This window comes from Emticicia sp. SJ17W-69 (assembly GCF_051209875.1).
GTDB lineage: Bacteria > Bacteroidota > Bacteroidia > Cytophagales > Spirosomataceae > Emticicia.
This window is the reverse complement of the sequence record NZ_JBNTQY010000001.1, coordinates 4,722,468-4,742,500: the sequence shown is the minus strand read 5'-3', so window position 1 is coordinate 4,742,500 and position 20,033 is coordinate 4,722,468. Positions and strand designations below refer to the sequence as shown.

The following is a 20,033-nucleotide window of genomic DNA, read 5'->3' as shown; positions in this document are numbered from 1 at the left end:
TAACGGAGGCTTCCAAAGGTGACCTCAGCACGCTTGGTAACCGTGCGTTGAGTGCAATAGCATAAGGTCGCTTGACAGTGAGACCAACAAGTCGAGCTGGATGGAAACATGGGTATAGTGATCCGGCGGTTCTGTATGGAAGGGCCGTCGCTCAAAGGATAAAAGGTACTCCGGGGATAACAGGCTGATCTCCCCCAAGAGCTCACATCGACGGGGAGGTTTGGCACCTCGATGTCGGCTCGTCACATCCTGGGGCTGGAGAAGGTCCCAAGGGTTCGGCTGTTCGCCGATTAAAGTGGCACGCGAGCTGGGTTCAGAACGTCGTGAGACAGTTCGGTCCCTATCTGTGGTGGGCGTAGGAAGATTGAGAGGTTCTGACTTTAGTACGAGAGGACCGAGTTGGACGTACCGCTGGTGCATCTGTTGTCTTGCCAAGGGCACGGCAGAGTAGCTAAGTACGGACGGGATAAACGCTGAAAGCATCTAAGTGTGAAACCCACCTCAAGATGAGTCTTCCATTGAGATTCGTAATAGACTATTACGTTGATAGGTTGTAGGTGTAGAAGTGGTAACACTAAGCCGAGCAATACTAATGAATCGAGGACTCTTTTTTATACTTTTTCTTATTATTTCTCTCTATCAAAGTCATTGTAGTTTTATTGGAATAACCAATTAAGACATGAAGAACTAAAAGATATTAAGTCCTAGTGGTTTTTAACCGAAATAGGCAGTCCTTCATGGCGTCCATTGGGCGGGTGTTCACCTCTTCCCATCTCGAACAGAGAAGTTAAGCCCCGCACCGCTGATGGTACTGAGTTCATACTCGGGAGAGTAAGTAGATGCCAGGATTTTATTTTAAAAACCTCAGCCCTTAAAGCTGAGGTTTTTTGCGTTTAAGACAAAATTATCTCTGAACATATTCAACAGAAATGTTAAGGAAGGTGTCAAGCAGGAAAGTTGGGGGAAAGGTAAAAAGTAATTTATTTTGTAGAAAATATATGCTTTGGATATTAAAAATATTCATTATTTTTCAGAAAAATAACTAAATATTGACATAATGATAAAGGTAAAAAAGCTTTTATTGTGGAGAGATTGCCATATAAATTCAAGTTTAATTCGAATTTATATGGCAATTTTTGTTATTATACTATTTGTTTCTAATATAGAAAATCTTGCAAATGAAGATTGGCCAGCGTATAATGGAGGGGATGATTGCAACCATTTTTCTAAACTTACACAAATAAATTCCTCAAATATTTCACAACTAAAATTAGCTTGGGAATATGCTTCTGGTGGAGCAGATACAATAAGAAATACAACACAAATTCAGTGTAATCCATTGATTATCAGAGGAATAATGTATGGTGTTTCGGCAGGTTCTCAAGCTTTTGCTTTAGATGCTGCTACAGGTCGTGAGCTTTGGAAAACCAATTTGAAAGATAATACTTTCAGCATGACAAGCCGTGGGGTTACTTATTGGACTGATGGAAAAGAAGCTCGAGTTTTCTTTGCTTATGGAGCTTTTTTATATGCCCTCAATGCCCAAACTGGACAAACGATTTTTTCATTTGGGACAAATGGGAAAATCAATCTGATTGATGGTATCAAACGCCCTGGTGCCGATGAATATGTTATTTCTAATACGCCAGCGGTTGTATTTAAAAATACATTGATTGTGGGTACACGTGTTTCTGAAAGTGCGACAGCATTGCTTGGCGATATCAGAGCTTTTGATGTAAGGACAGGTCGTAAAATTTGGACTTTTCATACAATTCCACGACCGAATGAATTTGGATATAGAACTTGGGAAAAACAAAATTATCAAAATTTAGGTGGAGCTAACAATTGGATGGGGATGGCAATTGATCAAAAACGAGGAATTGTTTATGCTCCAACAGGTTCGGCGGCTTTTGATTTTTATGGAGGTAATAGAAAAGGTAATAACTTATTCGCCAATTGCTTATTGGCATTGAATGCAACAACAGGTAAGCGAATTTGGCATTTCCAAACGGTTCATCATGATATTTGGGATCGAGATATTCCAGCACCACCTAATTTATTTACTATCATTAAAAATGGTCAAAAAATTGATGCTGTATCAGTTTTGAGTAAGCAAGGGTTTACCTTTGTATTTGACAGAGTTACTGGGAAACCACTTTTCCCGATTGAAGAAAGAGGGTTTCCATCTTCAACAATCAATGGCGAGCAAGCATCAGCGACACAACCTATTCCATTGCTTCCTGAACCTTTTACTCGACAAAGTTTTACCGAAAAAGATGTCAATGAATTTGCGTCTAACCGTGAAGAAATCATTGGCCAAGTTAGAAAAGCGACTACTGGACAGCCATTTACGCCATTAGGAAACAATCGCACCGTATTCTTTCCTGGTACTGATGGTGGAGCTCAATGGGGAGGGGCAGCTGTTGATGAAAATAGTATAATGTATGTTCCTGCCAAAGAAAATCCAGTTTATAGCTCATTAATTGAAGCACCAAAATCTCAAGAAACAAAACTAATTTTATCAGGGAAACAACTTTATCAGAACTATTGTAGGTCTTGTCATGGAGCAAATCGAGAAGGCAATGAAGATGGTACTTATCCCTCTTTACAAAAAATAAATTCAAAATATAATGAAACCTCAACACTTCAACTGTTGAATAAAGGCCGTGGGATGATGCCAGTTTTTACACAATTGAAAGAGGCAGAAAGTAAAGCAATTGTCGATTATCTATTTGGTAAAAATACTAATGTTGAGATGAATGATAAAGCAAATTTATCAAAATCTGATTATATACACACAGGATATAATCGCTGGTATGATAGTAAAGGATATCCAATTAACACACCGCCGTGGGGAACACTTACTGCAATTGATATGAACACAGGCAAACGTCGTTGGCAAATTCCATTGGGCGAATATCCAGAATTGACAGCAAAAGGGATACCGATTACTGGGACTGATAATTATGGTGGTGCTGCCGTAACAGCAGGTGGGATATTATTTATTGCAGCTACAAAAGATCAACAATTTCGTGCAATTGATCGTCAAACTGGCAAAGTTTTATGGCAAGTAGCACTTCCTGCTGCTGCTTATGCCTCACCGAGTGTGTATGCGGTGGATGGCAAACAGTATGTTGTAATTGCTTGTGGTGGTGGAAAGCTAAAAGCAAAATCAGGTGATAAATACTTGGCTTTTGCCTTACCTTAAATCAAAATGTTGAAGTAATAGATAATCGCTTTGAATCACTTTTCGTCTTTATGAAATCGTTTCTTATAGCTGTGGAACGATTATTAGCTATCATTGAAACCATATTTTAAAAATAGAAATTCAAGCTCTACCCTTCTTAACCTCTAATTCCTCAACGGTTAAAAATCGTCAATTTCCCATTTATTTAACCCAAACATCGAAAGCTAAGCTGCATCCACATTATTATTTACAACTTTGTACTGTAAATAGCGAATGTTATGTTACCGTTTAATAATTTAAGTATTCTTCTTTTTTTATCTCTCTTCAGTTGGACTATTTTTTGCTTGTGATTTAGCTAAATAAATAGGAATCTAAAAACTTTATCAATAATAATAACATGAATAATAATCCATTTACAAGTACGTTCAAAAGAAATAATTTTTATCATTTTCTATGGTGCTTGGGTATTGTCTTATGCCTTACAAGCTGTTTTAAAGCAGAAATTCCTAAGACAACAGAGATAGCTTCGCCAAAATTATTTCCAGTAGGAGTATCAATTCCATCAGATTTTAAATGGACAACAGTTAAGATCATGGATGTTCGTGTGACTGTTGATGATAAATTTGATGGTCAATATTTTTATCGTGTAGAGTTATATGATAATGACCCAAATCTTGGTGCAAAAGCCAATCTTTTAGGTGCAGGTATGGCTAAAAAAGGGCAGGATTTTGTTGGTAAAATTGCAGTCCCTACTATGCTGCAATATGTATATATTAAAAAGATTTCACCTGTTAAAATTCCTTCTGTTTCGATGGTGGCAGTAGCTAATGCCACTTCATTGAATGTTTCACTAAATGCTTCTACGAATGTTCTCAGGGCTAGTAGTATGCGTGTAGTCTCGGGTTTGTCGCAAGCTAATACATTTTCTCCATCATTTGATTCGAAGGTCTCGGGAATAGTTGTACCTGCAGATGCAATTCCAATCATTGGTAGCGGAAATATTTCTGTGGAATCTAATAAATCTTATGTGGTTAAATTAGGGACGACATTTATTGGTCAAATTGATGCAAATAATGGAACAAATAATGTAAAAATTTATATTGATGGGACATGGACAAATAAAAATTATACCTTGAATCTGGGAAGTAATAACACTATTTTTATTACAACTGAAGGAAATATAACGCTGAATAGTTTGACCCAAAATACAATGGGTTCGTTCACAAACTATGGTACAGCAGTGTTTTCAGATTTGAATACAACAAATGAAACCCAATATGCAAACTATGGTACATTGACGTCTAGCAAGGCTACATTCTCCAATGGAAGCTTTACAAATTTTGGTACGGCTAAATTTGAGACATTGACCAGTACTACTGCATCTACAAAGATTCGTAATGAAGGAAATTTGGCAGTGTCAACGGCTTCTCTTACAAATGCCACATTGGAAGCTGTGTGTCTTACCAAAATAGGAACGCTAGCTACTAATAATGCAATTGTGAATATTGCTGACAAGGCAATGTTAAGTATCGGTACTTTAGATGCGGGTGGAACACGATTTAACGTGTCATCTTCTGCTATATTGGAAGTTTCAGGTACAGCTAAGTTCAATAGTAACAGAAACTACATGAATGGTCCTGAAAAGGGCATAGCATTAGCACGGTTAAAAAAGGTAGATGTAAAAAACCAATATCAAGCCATCACTTATTCTGGCAACCTTGAGATTGCTTGCTCAGATCATACCGCTAATGAACAATGGAATACATTTTATATTGTAAATAGTCCTGCAAGTATAGTGCCGTATGATAAATCGACTGTTGTGATCGCTGGTACAGCATGTAATGCAGGCGGAAATAATGACCAAGGTGCTGGGACTGTTCCGACTGATCAGAATGTGACAGAGATTAATCTTGGTACATTTTCATACGCCTTTGAAGATAATTGGCCTGATCTTGGTGATTATGATATGAATGACGTTGTTATTGATATGAATATTAGTAAGTTCCAGAATTCAACTAATAAGATAACTAAGGTAGTTTTGAAAGGAAAATTGACCTCGGTAGGAGCTTCTAAGCGAGCATCTATTGCGGTACAATTGGATGGTATAACAGCAGGAAGTGTAAAATCAGTTAACTATTCACGCACAAACTTGGTTGGCTCAGTTTTAAAGCTGGGTTCAAATGGCGTGGAAACTGGGCAAACGTATGCAGTAGCAACGATTGTTGACGATGCACATAAAGCCTTTGGAGCATCAGATACACCAAATATATCTACTCAAAATGGTAGTTACAGTCCTGTTGAGGTAGTGGTTACAATTGAGTTTACTACACCTTTGGACAATTTTACCTATCAGAACTTAAATATGTTTATTGTTAATTCGAGCCTGAATAATAGCGGAAGAGGTGAAGTCCATTTGGTGGGATATGCTGCCACAGATAAGATAGACAAGGCACTCATCGAAAGTGTGACAGGTAGTAAACTATCAAAAACTGACGCGTTCAAATCGGTTAATAATGAGCCGTGGGGCTTGAGTGTTCCTGTATCTTTTATCTATCCGTTGGAATCAAAAAACATTAAAAGTGTATATCCTAAGTTTGAAAGTTGGGCAACAAGTGGTGGTACTAAAGATACAGATTGGTATTTAGCGAAGTGATAAAAATGTGTTAGTTAACGCTTATATGCTCTTTTTCTTCAATATGAAGGAAAAGAGCATATTTGTTTAATGCCTTACTGCCTATGCCGCTAAACGCTTCTTACTGTCGTGAGATTGCTTCTTACATAGCACTCGTGAAAGGATTTAAACTAAATTTAGGACGAAACCTATACACTACCGTCATTTTTTACTTACTTGTAGTAAGATAAATCTTTCTAATCGTAAGCACCATTAAAACATACATTTATGATGAATCCTGATAATAAATTATTTATCGGCTGTCCTGTTCAACATGCCAGACAGTTTCTCTCAGGTAAATGGCAAATGGGCATCCTATGGAATTTAAGGGATAAACCCCTAAGATTCGGTGAAATCAAAAATCTACTTCCAGGTATTTCAGATAAAACATTGATGGTAGAATTGGATTTTTTTGTTCAGAAAAAAATGATTGAGCGTAATAATTTTGTTTACCCATCTCCACGAATAGAATATGTACTTTCAAGTATTGGAAAGAGTTTAATACCAGTGATTAATTCAATAGTTGAATGGGGGTATTTGCATGTGCAAGATGAACGAGTTAATAAAGAAATGAATATGACTCCTATATCAGCGATTGAAACAATCGAGAATGAAATGGCTGAAATCATATAAACATTTAGCTATTTAGGTAATGAAAATTTTACTCCATACTTTGAAGCAGTTGCTATTAGTTTTGGAATATCTGGTGGACTATGTGGCAATGGTGGTAATTCTAATTCTTTAGCAGGTTCACTCATTTCAATAAAATAGTTTTCAAACCCTCCTGGCGTTAGTAAGATTAATGTTTCTATCATTTCTGATTCTATTTTAAAAGAGTGCTGAATGTTTTTTGGTAAAAACATAACATCTCCAGCTTTTGCCTGAAAAGTCTCATTACCCACAGTATAAGTTACCTCACCTTCTAATATTAAAAAAGTCTCATCTTCTTTCGTATGCGTATGCGGAGGTGGTTCAAATCCTCTACGTTCGGTTGAACGCAGCAGAGCATAACTACCGCCAGTTTGTTTGGAGGTAATTAGTAAAGACATTAAGTGTCCAATATACCAATAAGAATTTTTCTTGTTTCTGTTGGTCAGCAAGGGTACTACTGATGTTGCTTCAGGAGAAATATTTGCAAAAGAGTTGGGTATAACAAACATGCTACTTATTACTCCCATTGTATTTAAAAGCTTTCTTCTTGATACCATAATAGTTGATTTTTAAGGTAAATTTATAAGATTAATAAGAGTGAAAACTCCTCTACTTACCTTTTTGTAAGTAGAGGAATTTTTACGATTGCTGAAATAAATAAGGCAAATGCAAAAGAATCCTGAATGAATGATATGATTATAGAAAACATTTATAAACGTAGCGTTTGAATCCCGAAGGAATAATATTTTACTCGTTCTAAATTCTTACGACTAAACAACTCCCCATTTTCTATAATCATAACAGTATTTTGGTTTTTTATTCAATCCACCGTCTGAATAAGTTTTACATACCACCTATCAGGAAATCAATATTTGGCATTTGCTTTGCCTTGAATTTCTACGTAGTTTGTGCAATAAATTATAAAGAATATGAAAATCAAATTCTATGCTCCATTGTGGGGAAATACACTGCCTTTTGATACTTTTTGCCAAAATGTAAAAAATGCTGGTTATGATGGCGTTGAAATGGCATTGCCTTTTGAAACGAAAGAAAAAAGCGAAATTGTTCAAACTTTAAAAGGAAATAACCTTGAATTGATAGGGCAATATTGGCAATCTCATGAAAAAAACCTTGATGAACATGCCAAAAACTATGAAAAGTATCTTAGAAATTTAATCTCAGGTGAACCTGTTTTTATTAATTGCCAAACAGGTAAAGACTATTTTAGCTTTGAGCAAAACAAAAGGCTTTTTGATTTAGCAGCTCAAATTTCTAAGGAGACAGGGGTAAAAATCATTCATGAAACCCATCGAGGCAAAAGCCTTTTTGCAGCAAATATTACCCAAATTTATTTGAGCAAAATTCCTGACTTACGCATTTGTCTTGATATTTCTCATTGGTGCAATGTGCATGAATCATTATTAGATGATCAACCAGAAGCAATTGATTTGGCGATTGCTCATACTGACCATATTCATAGCCGAGTGGGGCATCAAGAAGGACCGCAAGTGAACGACCCTCGTGCTTCTGAATGGAAAGAAGCGTTGGATGCTCATTTAACATGGTGGGATAAGGTAGTTGAAACACATAAAAAGAATAGAACAAATCTGACTATTACTACCGAGTTTGGCCCTGCTAATTATATGCCAACCATTCCTTTTACTCAAATGCCCGTGGCTAATCAATGGGAAATTAATGTATATATGATGGATTTATTGAAGCAACGTTATGAGCAATAAACCACTTCTATAAAGCTCAAAGTAGTGTATTAGCTATTCTATTTCATAATATTTATGAATAATCAATGAAATAGGAAGCCCGACACAAATCATTAATATTGCCATGTTTTTCAAGACACCTTCTACTGTAAATGTGCGTGCTTGAATGTTAGTAAAAGGCAAAATACCCAAGTTCATCACAAGCCAAACAAAGATGCCATAAAGCAGACCGACAATGATTTTTTGATTTTTTAAAGGGATTTTTTTGAAAATAAAGAAGAAGAAAGTCGCAAAACTTAGAGCAATGGAGAAGTGGATAAAAATTCCATAAATAACCATTGGTGTGCCACCCTCGAATGCAGCTTTGCCAAAAAGCCCACTGGCCACATATTGAAAAAGAAACTGAAACTTCATTTTTGCAAGTAAAATGACAGCCGCCGAACCGTCTAAAAATCCTGCAAGTAATCCTGCTTTGAGGATAGTGTTGGTAGCATTTTTCATAAAATTTTAAGGGTTTACACTTTTGTTATATTTATTTCGATATTCAATAGGAGTCATGCCTGTTACTTTTTTAAATACATCCCTGAATGCCTTAGTGTCGGTATAGCCAACATTAAACATGACTTCATTAATGTTTTTTCTACTTGATTCAAAACTTTTCTTGGCCGCTTCAATCTTCACACGTTGCATATATTCTATTACGGTATTGTTGGTGGCTTTTTTAAATCTACGTTCAAAGCTCCTGCGTCCAATCGCAAGCATATCAGCCAATTGCTCGACTGTAATTTTATCTTGAAAATTTTCTTCAATAAAATCTTGTGCTTTTTTAATTTCTTCGTCTGAATGCTCTCTTTGCCCCTGAAACATCATAAATGACGACTGACTTTCACGGTCAATATCAATAGCAAAATATTTTGCTGCGAGAATCGCCGTTTCACGGTCAGTATATTTTTCGACCAAATGCAAAAGTAAATTCCAATAAGAATTGGCTCCTCCGCTCGAATAAATACCTTGTGCTTCGGTAATAATACTCCCATCAACCAATTCAACGGCTGGAAACATGGTTCTAAATTCATTGGCAGAATTCCAATGAGTAGAACACTTTTTGCCATTCAATAAGCCCGTTGAGGCCAATAAAAATGCTCCCACACAAAGCGAAGCTACTTCTGCTCCATTTTCATGCTGGTCAACAATCCATGGAATCAAGCCTTTATTTAGTTCAATGGCAGTTGACATATCGCCACTCAGGGCAGGTATAAAAATTAGGTCTGTGCTTTCAACTTCTTTTAATAGCCTATCAGTATGCACAGAAAATAAGCTATTTTCTAACTTTATTTCCTTGGAAAGCCCAACCAAATGAACATCAAATAGTGCAGATTTTCCCGACATTACTAAAAACTGATTGACAGCCTTGAATATATAATTAGGATCGGCTATGGCCTCAATCACAGCAGTTTCAGGGACAAGAATAGATACATGCTTCATTAATATAGTTGGTTTGATTTTAGAATTAAAGTAATGCCTTAAGCGGTTAGCTTTTAGCAATTAGCTCTGAAAAAAGTTTTTTCATATTTTTTTAACGCTATACTAGGTAGTAAAATATGCAATTGACTTCGCTAGAAATCTAAAAAATAATATGATTTTAAAGCTAATGGCTAAAAGCGAATCGCTAACAGCTTATTGAGAACTTTATTCAACAAAGATAAAAAAACTTCCTGTCGTAATCAACCCCTTAAATAGTCGTAATTACACATTTTCATTTATAAATAAGTAGCATACATTTGTATCGTAAAACAAAGTTTATTTTCAACCAATAAAATTGCAATTAAAATGGCAACAGTAGAAAAAACAATTATTACGGTAGAAACCACAGTCAATGCTCCTGTAGCAAAAGTTTGGGAATGTTGGACTTCTCCTGAACATGTTACTCAATGGAATAATGCCTCTGATGACTGGCACACACCTCATGCTGAAAATGATTTGCGTGTTGGCGGTAAATTTCTCTCAAGAATGGAAGCCAAAGATGGTAGTTTTGGATTTGATTTTATAGGTTTATACGAAGAAGTAGAAGAAAATAAATCAATAGTTTATACAATGGAGGATGGAAGAAAGGTGGCAATCGCTTTTATAAGTGAAGGAGGCTCAACAGAAGTGACAGAGTCTTTTGAAGCTGAAGCTACTAATTCAATAGAACTACAACAAGCAGGGTGGCAGGCGATTTTGAATAATTTCAAAAAATATGTAGAATCTTCTTTGTAAATTTTTGATAGAAAATGACACAAATAAATACATATTTAACATTTAATGGCAATTGTCGTGATGCAATGACATTTTATAAAGAATGTTTGGGTGGTGAGCTTTTTCTGCAAACCATTGGCGAGTCACCGTTGGCAGAACAAATGCCACTACCAATGAAAGATTGTATTTTACATGCAACATTAACCAAAGGAGCTTTGGTAATCATGGCTTCCGATATGGTTGGCGAAAATGGACTTACCATAGGAAATAATGTTTCTTTAATGCTCAATTGTAGCAATGAACAAGAAATAAAAACTTTCTATGAAAAACTATCAACTGGTGGAAAAGCCACCCACCCTTTGGAAAATACTTTTTGGGGAGCATTGTTTGGTGGTTTAACAGATAAATTTGGTAATTTGTGGTTATTGCAATTTGATAAAACTCAACAATAAAACCTATGATTCTTATGGAAAACTCTGTAAAAGATACTGACAGCTATATTGACACTCAACCAGAAAATATAAGACCGGTTTTGCAGCAATTACGCCAAATAATTAAAGAAATCGTTCCCGAAGCAGAAGAGGTAATCAGTTATCAAATGCCTGCTTTTAAGCAGAATGGAATGTTGGTCTGGTATGCTGGATACAAAAATCATATAGGGTTTTATCCATCATCAACACCCATTGTTTTTTTCAAAGAAGAATTAAAGGCTTATAAAACTTCAAAAGGGGCTATTCAATTGCCGCTTGATAAGCCTTTGCCGGTTGAATTAATTACCAAAATTGTGAAATTTAAGATTGAAGAAAATACGGTAAAGGCTCTTACTAAAACAAAAAAGAAATGACAAAACCAATGGTAACATGTTTGTGGTTTGATGGACAAGCCAAAACAGCAGCCGAGTTCTATTGTTCAGTTTTTAAAGATTCAAAAATTACTTCGGTATCGCCGATGGTTGTCACATTTGAATTGAATGGTAGTAAATTTATGGGTTTAAATGGTGGCCCTCAATACAAGTTCAACGAGGCTGTTTCATTTGTGATCAATTGTGATACACAAGAAGAAATTGATTATTACTGGGAAAAACTTACAGCAGATGGTGGACAAGAAGGTAGATGTGGATGGTTGAAAGACAAGTTTGGTGTTTCATGGCAAGTTGTTCCGTCAATGTTAGCTGAATTGATGAGCGACCGCACTAAAGCGGAGCGTACCATGAATGCGTTTATGTCTATGAAAAAATTTGATATTGAAGCATTGAAAAACGCATAAAATATTTTAAAACCATGAATACAATTGGGTATTTTGAAATACAATCATCAGTTCCTGTGAGAGATATTAAGTTTTATGAAGCAGTATTTGGTTGGAAGTTTTTTAAAGAGCCGTCTGTACCAATCGAATATTACAGAATAGAAACAAATAGTATCAACGGTGGACTTTTGCAAAGACTAGCACCATTGCCACCACCAGCAAGTGGTACAAATGCTTATGTATGCTCCATTCAAGTTGCTAATTTTGATAAAATAAGCGAGTCAATACTCGTAAATGGAGGTGAAATTGCTATGCCAAAATTTGCTATTTCAGGACGTTGTTGGCAAGGGTATTTTGTAGATTTAGATAATAATACTTTTGGCATTTTTGAAGTGGATGAAAATGCAGCTTAAGCGATACTTTTGAAGATGAAACAAATATTTATCAACTTACCTGTTGAAAATGTGGAAAAATCAATGGATTTCTACACACAATTAGGGTTTTCAAACAAAACCCTGTTCTCAGATGAACATCAAAAATGTATGGTCTGGAGCGAACAGATTTATGTGATGCTTATCGCACAAGAAAAATTCAAAACGTATAGCAGAAAGCCGATTTTAGGTAAAAAAAATAAGATAGATGCATATTTTACCCTTCCGGTTGAAAGCCTTGATGTCGTTAATGAAATCGTTGACAATGGATTAAAAGCGGGTGGCACAGAGCCAATTCCGATGATAGATGAAGGGTTTATGCAAATTAGAAAAATTGAAGACTTTGATGGACATACGTGGGATATAATCTATATGGATTTAAGTAAATTTCGACAAGAATAAATTTATTTGTAACAGCCCAATTTTTTTCTTCCTTGATGTCCAATTGTTTCTATCTCATTTGTTATTGGGTAAAATTTATTATTTAATAACAATAAAATTCAAAAAAATGGACGAATTCGTATTAATTATGCGACACCCAGATGGTAAAGCATTGGTTTCACCAGAACAAATGCAAATTTGGATGAAACAAACAATGGATTGGTTAGGTGGCATTGCTGCCCAAAACAAATTGGTTAGTCAGGGTAATGGCTTGTCTTTTGAAGATGCCAGAGTGGTCAGACCAAATAATGTTGTAACCAATGGCCCTTTTGGAGAAATCAAAGAAGCCATAGGCGGATATATTATTGTGAGGGCAGAATCAGTTGATGAAGCCGTTGAATTTGCCAAAGGTTGCCCAGTTTTACAGGGAGAAGGGAATAGCATGGAAGTGAGGAAAATCGCCAAATACAACCCTAAATAAATGTTTCAAAAGCCTCTATAAAAGGCGTTTATAGAGGCTTTTTACAAAAATGGAGCAGCAAGAATTAATACCACATTTATTTAGAATTGAGTTCAGGAAAATAACAACTGTTCTCTGTAAACTCTTTGGAATTGCTCATATTGAAGTGGCAGAAGACATCGCCAGTGAAACATTTCTATTAGCACTTGAAACATGGACTTTCAGAGGAATCCCCGAAAATCCAACCGCTTGGCTTTATTTGGTGGCCAAAAATAAAGCTAAAAATTATCTTGCTCGTAATCAGATTTTTGCAGAAAAAGTTGTTCAACAAATCAATTACTCAAATACTGAAACAGAAGAAATTGCAATTGATTTATCCGAAAAAAACATCCAAGATAGCCAATTACAAATGTTGTTTGCCTTATGTCATCCATCGATTTCAGTTGAGGCACAAATAGGTTTATCACTTCGTATTCTTTGTGGATTTGGGATTGATGAGATAGCAGACGCTTTCTTGACCAATAAAGAAACGATCAATAAGCGGCTTTTTAGAGCAAAAGAAAAACTTCGTTTGGAAAAAATTGCCATTGAGTTTCCAAGTAAAAAAGCCATCAATCAACGCTTAGATGCTGTGTTGAGAACGTTGTATTTGCTCTTTAATGAAGGGTATTATTCAGAAAGCCAAGATACGATATTGCGTAAAGACCTTTGTTTGGAAGCAATGCGATTGACTTATTTGCTCATCGAAAATGAATCAACAAATTTGCCTGCGGTCAATGCTTTGTTTGCTCTCATGTGTTTTCATTCTTCAAGATTTGAAGCCCGAAAAAACGAGAATGGAGAAGTGATTTTGTATGATAAGCAAGATGAAACACTTTGGAATAATGAATTAATAGCCCAAGGTATATATTATTTGCATCAGGCATCGCAAGGAGATAAAATTTCAAAATATAATGTCGAAGCGAGCATTGCCTATTGGTTGACTGTAAAAACCGATACAAAAGAAAAATGGGAGAGTGTTTTGATGCTTTATAATCAATTATTAATTATTGAATATTCACCCATTGCAGCCCTTAATCGAACTTATATTTTATCAAAAGTGTATGGTAATACGTTAGCCATTGTTGAGGCTGAAAAATTGAATCTATCTGATAATCATTTCTACTTTACATTGCTCGGTGAACTTTATAGAGAGATAGACCATAACAAAGCAAAAATGAATTATGAAAAAGCATTAATATTGGCAAAAACAAAGACTGATAAACAGACAATTCAAAGTAAAATTGATAAGTTATCCATTAAATAGATGTAAATGGTGTTCTGATGAAATCCATTGAATTGAAAGATGAAACAAACCTAAAATTTAACCATAAATATTCATACAAATGATAAATAATAGTGACGATAATTCATTGGAGAAGGCTAAGGTATATGCTTCAGAGCAATTCTATCACGGGACAAAGGCAAATCTAAAACAAGGTGATTTGATTGAAATAGGCTTTAATTCAAACTATGGAAAAAGAAATAAAGCAAAATATATCTATTTATCAGCCACGTTAGAGGCTGCCATTTGGGGAGCTGAACTTGCCTTGGGCGAAGGCTCAGAAAGAATTTATATAGTAGAACCAACAGGGCCAATTGAGGATGACCCCAATTTGACTGATAAAAAATTCCCAGGAAATCCAACAAAGTCATATCGTTCGCTTCATCCGTTTAAAGTTATAGGTGAAATTACAGAATGGCAGGGGCACGCTCCTGAACAACTTAAAACAATGAAGGAGAATCTTGAACGACTCAAACAACAGGGTATTGAGGCGATTGAATAATAAATAAAGGAATATGATCTTTTGAGTATGTGAATGTTTATTGCCTTTTTGGTAGATAGCTGGTTGATGTCGAACACAATTTTATTCTAAACCTAAAAAAATGGTGGAGATATTTAAAACAAATGTTATAAAAATAAAGCAATCGAAAATGCTTATAAAGCAACTTAATAACAGTTTGCCTAAAAGTAAAATAAATTTTGATTTGCACGATTGTGACAAAATTTTAAGAGTCGAAGGCGAAGCTATCGAGCCCGAAGCAATCATTGAATTTTTAAACTTAAATGGTTTTCAATGCCAAATTTTGAACTAAAAAAGTAATCTTATGCTCACTGAACCAAAGTTAGTACACCGTGAAAAACTTCATTTTGTGGCTATCCAAGCTAAGGTTAGAAGAGAAGATATTCCTGTTACTCTTCCTCAACTTATTCCAGAAATAATTAATTGGCTGGTAGATAACAACATTTTATCTTATGGTAGGCCGTTTTTTGAATATTTGCAAATAGAAAATAACCAATTGTTAGTCAATGTGGGTGTGCTTTTACAAAATGAAATAAAAGGCAATCAACGTATCATTGGAGGATATTTTGAGACAGGAACTTATGCAATAATCACTTATATTGGTAATTATAGTCATCTTTTTAATGCTCATATAGCATTAGAATCTTGGATAGAAAAAAATAATTTGCAAGAAAAAAAAGAGATTCTTACAAATGGTTTAAAATGGGGAAGTAGAACGGAGTTTTACATAACCGACCCTCAAAAAGAGCTAAATCCTGATAATTGGGTAACCGATGTCGTGTTTTTACTTAATGATTAAGCTCAAATTTTATTAAATTAATTATTTTATTAACCTCAAACCCTAAATCAAAATGAACACAAAAACAACAAAAATTATTTTTTGGGTAACAACAACTCTCATTTTTCTTTTTGAAGGCGTACTGCCAGCATTTACTTCTCAAACTGAGCTGGCAAAAGAAGGAATTAGACACTTAGGCTATCCTGAATATTTTGGAACAATGTTGGTAGTATTTAAAGTAATGGGCACCCTTTCTTTAATTATTCCACAAGTGCCAGCTCGTATAAAAGAATGGGCGTATGCAGGTTTTGTATTCGATTTTATCTTCGCTTGCGGAAGCCATTGGGCAGTAGATGGTTTTGGAGGACAAACCATTTTTCCATTGATTGTTTTGGCAATTTTATTGATTTCTTACGTTACTTACCACAAATTACAAGGAACTAAAATATTCTAATTTGATAATATTCAGTGAGAAACCATGTATTCCTTGTAAAGGAATGATTCAATAAAAATTATTCATAACCAACTAACTTATAAAGGTTTTAAATCATTTGTAATAAATTTCACATACACTCATATTAAAAGAAAATTATTACTAAAAAGCTTCATTCTTTAAAAAGATTGGAGCTTTTTATGTTTTTTTCTTTTTGCTTGTTACTTTTTTCTTTAAATACAGTCAAAAGTTGGATATTACGAAGTTCTCAACCAACAAACAACACAATATAATGGACTTGCTTAGTCTTGTAAATCGACAACTTACTGCTACAACTATTGCTAAGATAAGTGCTTTCTTAGGTGAATCAAATGAAAATACCACTACAGCATTGAAGAGTGCTATACCCGTAGTTTTCGGTGGAGTGATACAGAAGGCTTCTACTAATCAAGGTGTTATTGAGCTTCAGAACCTGATTAAAATAAATCAATACGATGGTGGAATACTTGAAAAGTTTTCTAATTTGTTTGAAGATGAAGAGACAGTTTCAGACTTTATTTCGACAGGTGCGAGCGTATTAGAAAGCATTTTTGGAGACAAAGTAGCATCATTAGGTAATAGTATATCAGGAATATCAGGAATAAAGGCAGGCTCAGCATCAACACTTTTAAGTATGATTACGCCAATCTTCATGAGTGTACTGGGCAAAGAAATTAACTCACAAAGGATGGGTGTTTCGAAATTAGCAAAATTTTTAATAAGCCAAAAAAATTCAGTAACGGCAATGCTTCCTACTGAAATTAGTAAGGTTTTAAATGAAGATAATTTAGGCGATTTTTTGGGGCAAACCCAAAATACAGCACTTGATGATATAACAGAAGAGCCAAAGGAAGGGAAATCTTGGCTTTCATGGGTATTAGTAGGCTGTCTATTATTGGGAGCTTTATATTATTGGCAAAGCTGTCGAAATATGGTTTCAGAAATGATTAGCACACCAAATGCAGATACTACTTCTATAAATTCTATAAAAGCAGATAGCGTCGTTCTTCCATCTGTTGGAGTTGTGAACAAGATACTTTCTACAGGTGCTAAATTGAGTTTTGATGAAAAAAGTATTGAAAATGAATTGATTGAGTTTATTGAAGACTCATCGAAAGCAATTGATAAAACCATATGGTTCAATTTCCGTTATTTGAGATTTGAAACAGGTAGTGCAAAGATTGACTCAACCTCCATGCAGGAAGTTAAAAATATTGCTGAAATTATGAAAGCATATCCAATCAATTTAAGAATTGGAGGATATACTGATAATGTTGGCCAAGAAGAACTCAATATGAAACTCTCAGCCGACCGTGCTGCAAATGTAAGGAAGGCTTTGTTAAGTATGGGAATTGATGGTACCCGTTTAACTTCTGAAGGATATGGTTCGCAACATCCAGTTGCAACAAACGATACCGAAGAAGGTAGAGCTCAAAACCGCCGAATTGCTGTGAGAGTTACGAAAAAATAACTCCTCGTTGACCCAAAATGTAAAAAAGTGAGCCTCATCTGTGACATAACGCAGGTGGGGCTTTTTAGTATTCCCAACTTTTAGGGAGATTCATCTGTCGAGCGTAATAAGCAGGACAATATCTATGAACTCTTTCGAGTAATTTATTCATATCACGTTCAAATTCAACATAATAATCTTCATGTAATTTGGGTAATTTATTCAAAACAAACTCAGTTCGCTTCGCAATATATAACGAAATTGTATCTGTTTTTCCTGTATAGTGTTCTAAATGAGTGATTTGATTATCAAAAAAAGTATTCAATAGAAAGAGTGTTAGCTCAACTTCTCCATATTTATCTTTTGTTACTTTTACATGATTCGTGATACGCCCATTCAAATCTCGCATGTCCATCATCATCCAACCTGCGGTATCATGGTACATTTTTGAAACTTTCAGAATGCTATTTTTGATTTCTTCTCGCTTTTGTTTTAAATCAGACTCATCTTCTAATAATTGAAAAGTTAGTTGTTGAATCAATAGCTCGCTTTTCGCTACAAGTTTCATCAACAACTTGTCTTTGTCTTTTGATGGTAGGCTCAAAATCGCTTTTTCGAGTTCTTTTGATACTTTAGGCATTTTTTAATAAAGTTTTGTTAATCGTCAAATAACAGTGATTAGGTCTGTACTGATACTCATTAAACGCCAAAGCCTCCGAAAAGTTCAGAGGCTTTGAGTGTTCTTGTCGCAAAAAAATGAAGATTTTATTTTGCACTTACAACTTCAACATTAAATATAAGTGGTGCATAAGGTGGAATTTTGCTACCACTTCCATTTTTTGAATATCCAATGGCTGATGGAAAAACTAAAGTAGCTTTTTCGCCTACTTTCATTTTTAAAAGACCTTCTTCAAAACCTTTTACAACCGCACCATCGCCTAAAGCTACATCTAGTTGCCCTGTATCAAATTGACTACCATTACTTACCAAATAGCCTGTATATTTTACAGTGGCTAACAAACCAGCTTTCAACTGTGTTCCGTTGGTGGTCACAGTTCTGATAAATCGTAAACCAGAGGCAGTTGTTTCAGTAATAGGTAGTTTGGTTGCTTTGATATAATCGTCCATTTGTTGTTCTTCAGAACGATATTTAACTGCTTCCAAATCTACTTTCAAAACAGAATTAGCCGGAATATTTGCACTCGATTGCGTTCCGAAAGCTAAGATAGATGGAATAATAAAAGTACCTTTTTCTCCATCTTTTAGTAAGCTAATTGCCTCGGCCAAACCTTGAATAATTGATAATCCACCATAAGGAAATTTTAGTGGTTCATTTTTCAATCTTGATGTACTGTCAACTCTAATTCCACTCAATAAAGAAACTACATAGTGAAGCGATACCTCATCTCCAATCTGAACGTCTCTTCCATTGATGTTGTTGCGAGTAATTACATAACGAAGACCTGTTTGGGTCTTAATCATTTGTAAATTGTTTTTACTGATGTAATCAAGAATATCTTGTTCATCTTTTTTTGCTGTTTGATCAATGTCATTTTCAAGAAATTTACTACAAGAAACACCAAAAAGGGATACTCCTAAAATCAATAATAACGCAATTTTTTTCATTTGTTTTTTTAAGCTATTTATTTTACATCTACAATTTCCATTTCAAAAATCAATGGACTGAAAGGTTCAATGATGCCACCTGCACCTTGTTCGCCATAAGCCAAACTTGATGGAATAAAAAAGATACTTTTTTCACCTTTTTTCATCATAGCCAATGCTTGTTCCCAACCCGGAATAACAGCTCCTTGTCCAACAGTGAGTTCAAATGGATCTTTACCAATTGAGCTATCAAATACTTTCCCGTTCATTAATTTGCCAGTATAGTGTACTTTAGCTGTACTACCTGCTTTAAGCAACTCACCAGCACCTTCTTTAACAACGACACGATACATGCCATATTGTGTTTTTGTTGCAGTTGGGAAGTTTTTCTTAGCAAATTCTTCCATTAATTTTGCCTCATTCCCTTTTTTAGCATCTTGTGCTTTTTGGAAATCTTCACGTGTTTGAATTGATTGTATTTTTACAATAAATTTCATATCCGAACCTTTGGCTACACCAGGAGGAAGCGGTTGTTGTACTCTTGCAAAAAGAGAATCAGAATTTACAAAAACTGTGGCACTATCTCCTTCGGTTAGGTGCATCAAAGCATTTTCAAAAGAGCCTTTGTAAGTACCTTTCTGAGCTACCAAAACAACTGGTTGATGGCGTTTGTAGGTGTTTTCAAAAGTAGAGTCGTTTGGAGCTTTGATTACCAAATCAAAGGTGATCATATCACCCATTTTTACTTTTTTACCTTTTCCTTCGGTATGGATTTGGTATTTCGATCCATCTGGGTCTTGAGTCACTTTAAATTGGTCGCAAGAAAAAAGCAAACTTGTTGCTACTACTACACTGAGTGTAGTTTTTAAAAAATTTGTCATTGAAATTGATTGATTAATTTA

At 35.1% G+C, this 20,033-nt stretch carries 22 protein-coding genes and 2 rRNA genes (1 of these 24 only partly in view); 18 read left to right on the top strand and 6 right to left on the bottom strand.

Annotation, left to right across the window (positions count from 1 at the left end; translation table 11 throughout):
- The 5 genes from ACQUQZ_RS19420 to ACQUQZ_RS19400 all read left to right on the top strand — a co-directional run.
- Nucleotides 1-613 (top strand): 23S ribosomal RNA (locus ACQUQZ_RS19420) (it extends 2,208 nt beyond the left edge of the window).
- A 123-nt stretch (nucleotides 614-736) separates the two neighbouring features.
- Nucleotides 737-848: ribosomal RNA gene (rrf, locus tag ACQUQZ_RS19415) — 5S ribosomal RNA — on the top strand.
- 278 nt (nucleotides 849-1,126) lie between these two features.
- Nucleotides 1,127-3,208, top strand: coding sequence for a PQQ-binding-like beta-propeller repeat protein (locus tag ACQUQZ_RS19410; RefSeq protein ID WP_435356749.1), 2,082 nt, complete (start codon nucleotides 1,127-1,129; stop codon nucleotides 3,206-3,208).
- A gap of 376 nt (nucleotides 3,209-3,584) precedes the next feature.
- Entirely contained in the window at nucleotides 3,585-5,840 is a 2,256-nt protein-coding gene (locus ACQUQZ_RS19405; RefSeq protein ID WP_435356748.1) for an LruC domain-containing protein, read from the top strand.
- A 246-nt stretch (nucleotides 5,841-6,086) separates the two neighbouring features.
- A complete protein-coding gene (locus ACQUQZ_RS19400; RefSeq protein ID WP_435356747.1) occupies nucleotides 6,087-6,491 on the top strand; it encodes a winged helix-turn-helix transcriptional regulator in 405 nt (134 codons plus the stop codon).
- Nucleotides 6,492-6,499: 8 nt separating this feature from the next.
- On the opposite strand, the gene ACQUQZ_RS19395 is transcribed toward ACQUQZ_RS19400, so the two are convergent.
- Complete coding sequence (locus ACQUQZ_RS19395; protein ID WP_435356746.1) at nucleotides 6,500-7,066, bottom strand: cupin domain-containing protein; 567 nt, start codon at nucleotides 7,064-7,066, stop codon at nucleotides 6,500-6,502.
- Between the two features lie 372 nt (nucleotides 7,067-7,438).
- On the opposite strand from ACQUQZ_RS19395, the gene ACQUQZ_RS19390 reads away from it, so the two are divergent.
- Nucleotides 7,439-8,248, top strand: a complete 810-nt coding sequence (locus ACQUQZ_RS19390) for a sugar phosphate isomerase/epimerase family protein (RefSeq protein ID WP_435356745.1) — start codon at nucleotides 7,439-7,441, stop codon at nucleotides 8,246-8,248.
- A gap of 33 nt (nucleotides 8,249-8,281) precedes the next feature.
- On the opposite strand, the gene ACQUQZ_RS19385 is transcribed toward ACQUQZ_RS19390, so the two are convergent.
- Together ACQUQZ_RS19385 and ACQUQZ_RS19380 are read right to left on the bottom strand one after the other, a co-directional pair.
- A complete protein-coding gene (locus tag ACQUQZ_RS19385; RefSeq protein WP_435356744.1) occupies nucleotides 8,282-8,728 on the bottom strand; it encodes a DUF1440 domain-containing protein in 447 nt (148 codons plus the stop codon).
- Nucleotides 8,729-8,734: 6 nt separating this feature from the next.
- Nucleotides 8,735-9,712 carry a GlxA family transcriptional regulator gene (locus tag ACQUQZ_RS19380; protein WP_435356743.1) on the bottom strand — a complete coding sequence of 326 codons (978 nt, stop codon included), beginning with the start codon at nucleotides 9,710-9,712 and terminating at the stop codon, nucleotides 8,735-8,737.
- A gap of 345 nt (nucleotides 9,713-10,057) precedes the next feature.
- Between ACQUQZ_RS19380 and ACQUQZ_RS19375 the strand changes: the two genes are divergently transcribed.
- The 12 genes from ACQUQZ_RS19375 to ACQUQZ_RS19320 all read left to right on the top strand — a co-directional run bounded on the left by ACQUQZ_RS19375 (nucleotide 10,058) and on the right by ACQUQZ_RS19320 (nucleotide 17,547).
- Nucleotides 10,058-10,486, top strand: coding sequence for an SRPBCC family protein (locus ACQUQZ_RS19375; protein WP_435356742.1), 429 nt, complete (start codon nucleotides 10,058-10,060; stop codon nucleotides 10,484-10,486).
- A 14-nt stretch (nucleotides 10,487-10,500) separates the two neighbouring features.
- Complete coding sequence (locus ACQUQZ_RS19370) at nucleotides 10,501-10,917, top strand: VOC family protein (RefSeq protein ID WP_435356741.1); 417 nt, start codon at nucleotides 10,501-10,503, stop codon at nucleotides 10,915-10,917.
- Nucleotides 10,918-10,931: 14 nt separating this feature from the next.
- Nucleotides 10,932-11,309 (top strand): iron chaperone, encoded by a 378-nt coding sequence (locus tag ACQUQZ_RS19365; RefSeq protein ID WP_435356740.1) that lies wholly within the window; start codon nucleotides 10,932-10,934, stop codon nucleotides 11,307-11,309.
- Nucleotides 11,306-11,731 (top strand): VOC family protein, encoded by a 426-nt coding sequence (locus tag ACQUQZ_RS19360; protein WP_435356739.1) that lies wholly within the window; start codon nucleotides 11,306-11,308, stop codon nucleotides 11,729-11,731. The genes ACQUQZ_RS19365 and ACQUQZ_RS19360 overlap by 4 nt, the downstream gene beginning before the upstream one ends.
- 14 nt (nucleotides 11,732-11,745) lie before the next feature.
- Nucleotides 11,746-12,123: a VOC family protein gene (locus ACQUQZ_RS19355; RefSeq protein WP_435356738.1), complete on the top strand. Its 378-nt coding sequence runs from the start codon at nucleotides 11,746-11,748 to the stop codon at nucleotides 12,121-12,123.
- A 15-nt stretch (nucleotides 12,124-12,138) separates the two neighbouring features.
- On the top strand, nucleotides 12,139-12,543 hold the full coding sequence (locus ACQUQZ_RS19350) for a glyoxalase/bleomycin resistance/extradiol dioxygenase family protein (protein ID WP_435356737.1): 405 nt from the start codon (nucleotides 12,139-12,141) through the stop codon (nucleotides 12,541-12,543).
- Nucleotides 12,544-12,649: 106 nt separating this feature from the next.
- Nucleotides 12,650-13,003, top strand: a complete 354-nt coding sequence (locus ACQUQZ_RS19345) for a YciI family protein (RefSeq protein ID WP_435356736.1) — start codon at nucleotides 12,650-12,652, stop codon at nucleotides 13,001-13,003.
- 49 nt (nucleotides 13,004-13,052) lie between these two features.
- Nucleotides 13,053-14,288 (top strand): RNA polymerase sigma factor, encoded by a 1,236-nt coding sequence (locus ACQUQZ_RS19340; RefSeq protein WP_435356735.1) that lies wholly within the window; start codon nucleotides 13,053-13,055, stop codon nucleotides 14,286-14,288.
- A gap of 79 nt (nucleotides 14,289-14,367) precedes the next feature.
- Nucleotides 14,368-14,808: an NAD(+)--rifampin ADP-ribosyltransferase gene (arr, locus tag ACQUQZ_RS19335; protein WP_435356734.1), complete on the top strand. Its 441-nt coding sequence runs from the start codon at nucleotides 14,368-14,370 to the stop codon at nucleotides 14,806-14,808.
- A 322-nt stretch (nucleotides 14,809-15,130) separates the two neighbouring features.
- Nucleotides 15,131-15,625 carry a GyrI-like domain-containing protein gene (locus ACQUQZ_RS19330; protein ID WP_435356733.1) on the top strand — a complete coding sequence of 165 codons (495 nt, stop codon included), beginning with the start codon at nucleotides 15,131-15,133 and terminating at the stop codon, nucleotides 15,623-15,625.
- 52 nt (nucleotides 15,626-15,677) lie between these two features.
- Nucleotides 15,678-16,058 (top strand): DoxX family protein, encoded by a 381-nt coding sequence (locus ACQUQZ_RS19325; protein WP_435356732.1) that lies wholly within the window; start codon nucleotides 15,678-15,680, stop codon nucleotides 16,056-16,058.
- A 271-nt stretch (nucleotides 16,059-16,329) separates the two neighbouring features.
- Nucleotides 16,330-17,547 (top strand): OmpA family protein, encoded by a 1,218-nt coding sequence (locus ACQUQZ_RS19320; protein ID WP_435356731.1) that lies wholly within the window; start codon nucleotides 16,330-16,332, stop codon nucleotides 17,545-17,547.
- 64 nt (nucleotides 17,548-17,611) lie between these two features.
- On the opposite strand, the gene ACQUQZ_RS19315 is transcribed toward ACQUQZ_RS19320, so the two are convergent.
- The 3 genes from ACQUQZ_RS19315 to ACQUQZ_RS19305 all read right to left on the bottom strand — a co-directional run bounded on the left by ACQUQZ_RS19315 (nucleotide 17,612) and on the right by ACQUQZ_RS19305 (nucleotide 20,012).
- On the bottom strand, nucleotides 17,612-18,166 hold the full coding sequence (locus ACQUQZ_RS19315; RefSeq protein ID WP_435356730.1) for a hypothetical protein: 555 nt from the start codon (nucleotides 18,164-18,166) through the stop codon (nucleotides 17,612-17,614).
- Between the two features lie 125 nt (nucleotides 18,167-18,291).
- Nucleotides 18,292-19,152: an FKBP-type peptidyl-prolyl cis-trans isomerase gene (locus ACQUQZ_RS19310; RefSeq protein WP_435356729.1), complete on the bottom strand. Its 861-nt coding sequence runs from the start codon at nucleotides 19,150-19,152 to the stop codon at nucleotides 18,292-18,294.
- A gap of 17 nt (nucleotides 19,153-19,169) precedes the next feature.
- On the bottom strand, nucleotides 19,170-20,012 hold the full coding sequence (locus ACQUQZ_RS19305; RefSeq protein WP_435356728.1) for an FKBP-type peptidyl-prolyl cis-trans isomerase: 843 nt from the start codon (nucleotides 20,010-20,012) through the stop codon (nucleotides 19,170-19,172).
- Between the last annotated feature and the right edge of the window lie 21 nt (nucleotides 20,013-20,033).

Coding starts and splice junctions, on each gene's coding strand:
- ACQUQZ_RS19375 (WP_435356742.1), top strand. CDS start 10,058: ATGGCAACAGTAGAAAAAACAATTATTACGGTAGAAACCACAGTCAAT.
- ACQUQZ_RS19305 (WP_435356728.1), bottom strand. CDS start 20,012: ATGACAAATTTTTTAAAAACTACACTCAGTGTAGTAGTAGCAACAAGT.
- ACQUQZ_RS19315 (WP_435356730.1), bottom strand. CDS start 18,166: ATGCCTAAAGTATCAAAAGAACTCGAAAAAGCGATTTTGAGCCTACCA.
- ACQUQZ_RS19405 (WP_435356748.1), top strand. CDS start 3,585: ATGAATAATAATCCATTTACAAGTACGTTCAAAAGAAATAATTTTTAT.
- ACQUQZ_RS19360 (WP_435356739.1), top strand. CDS start 11,306: ATGACAAAACCAATGGTAACATGTTTGTGGTTTGATGGACAAGCCAAA.
- ACQUQZ_RS19400 (WP_435356747.1), top strand. CDS start 6,087: ATGATGAATCCTGATAATAAATTATTTATCGGCTGTCCTGTTCAACAT.
- ACQUQZ_RS19390 (WP_435356745.1), top strand. CDS start 7,439: ATGAAAATCAAATTCTATGCTCCATTGTGGGGAAATACACTGCCTTTT.
- ACQUQZ_RS19310 (WP_435356729.1), bottom strand. CDS start 19,152: ATGAAAAAAATTGCGTTATTATTGATTTTAGGAGTATCCCTTTTTGGT.
- ACQUQZ_RS19395 (WP_435356746.1), bottom strand. CDS start 7,066: ATGGTATCAAGAAGAAAGCTTTTAAATACAATGGGAGTAATAAGTAGC.
- ACQUQZ_RS19350 (WP_435356737.1), top strand. CDS start 12,139: ATGAAACAAATATTTATCAACTTACCTGTTGAAAATGTGGAAAAATCA.
- ACQUQZ_RS19385 (WP_435356744.1), bottom strand. CDS start 8,728: ATGAAAAATGCTACCAACACTATCCTCAAAGCAGGATTACTTGCAGGA.
- ACQUQZ_RS19330 (WP_435356733.1), top strand. CDS start 15,131: ATGCTCACTGAACCAAAGTTAGTACACCGTGAAAAACTTCATTTTGTG.
- ACQUQZ_RS19340 (WP_435356735.1), top strand. CDS start 13,053: ATGGAGCAGCAAGAATTAATACCACATTTATTTAGAATTGAGTTCAGG.
- ACQUQZ_RS19320 (WP_435356731.1), top strand. CDS start 16,330: ATGGACTTGCTTAGTCTTGTAAATCGACAACTTACTGCTACAACTATT.
- arr (WP_435356734.1), top strand. CDS start 14,368: ATGATAAATAATAGTGACGATAATTCATTGGAGAAGGCTAAGGTATAT.
- ACQUQZ_RS19370 (WP_435356741.1), top strand. CDS start 10,501: ATGACACAAATAAATACATATTTAACATTTAATGGCAATTGTCGTGAT.
- ACQUQZ_RS19345 (WP_435356736.1), top strand. CDS start 12,650: ATGGACGAATTCGTATTAATTATGCGACACCCAGATGGTAAAGCATTG.
- ACQUQZ_RS19355 (WP_435356738.1), top strand. CDS start 11,746: ATGAATACAATTGGGTATTTTGAAATACAATCATCAGTTCCTGTGAGA.
- ACQUQZ_RS19410 (WP_435356749.1), top strand. CDS start 1,127: ATGGCAATTTTTGTTATTATACTATTTGTTTCTAATATAGAAAATCTT.
- ACQUQZ_RS19325 (WP_435356732.1), top strand. CDS start 15,678: ATGAACACAAAAACAACAAAAATTATTTTTTGGGTAACAACAACTCTC.
- ACQUQZ_RS19380 (WP_435356743.1), bottom strand. CDS start 9,712: ATGAAGCATGTATCTATTCTTGTCCCTGAAACTGCTGTGATTGAGGCC.
- ACQUQZ_RS19365 (WP_435356740.1), top strand. CDS start 10,932: ATGGAAAACTCTGTAAAAGATACTGACAGCTATATTGACACTCAACCA.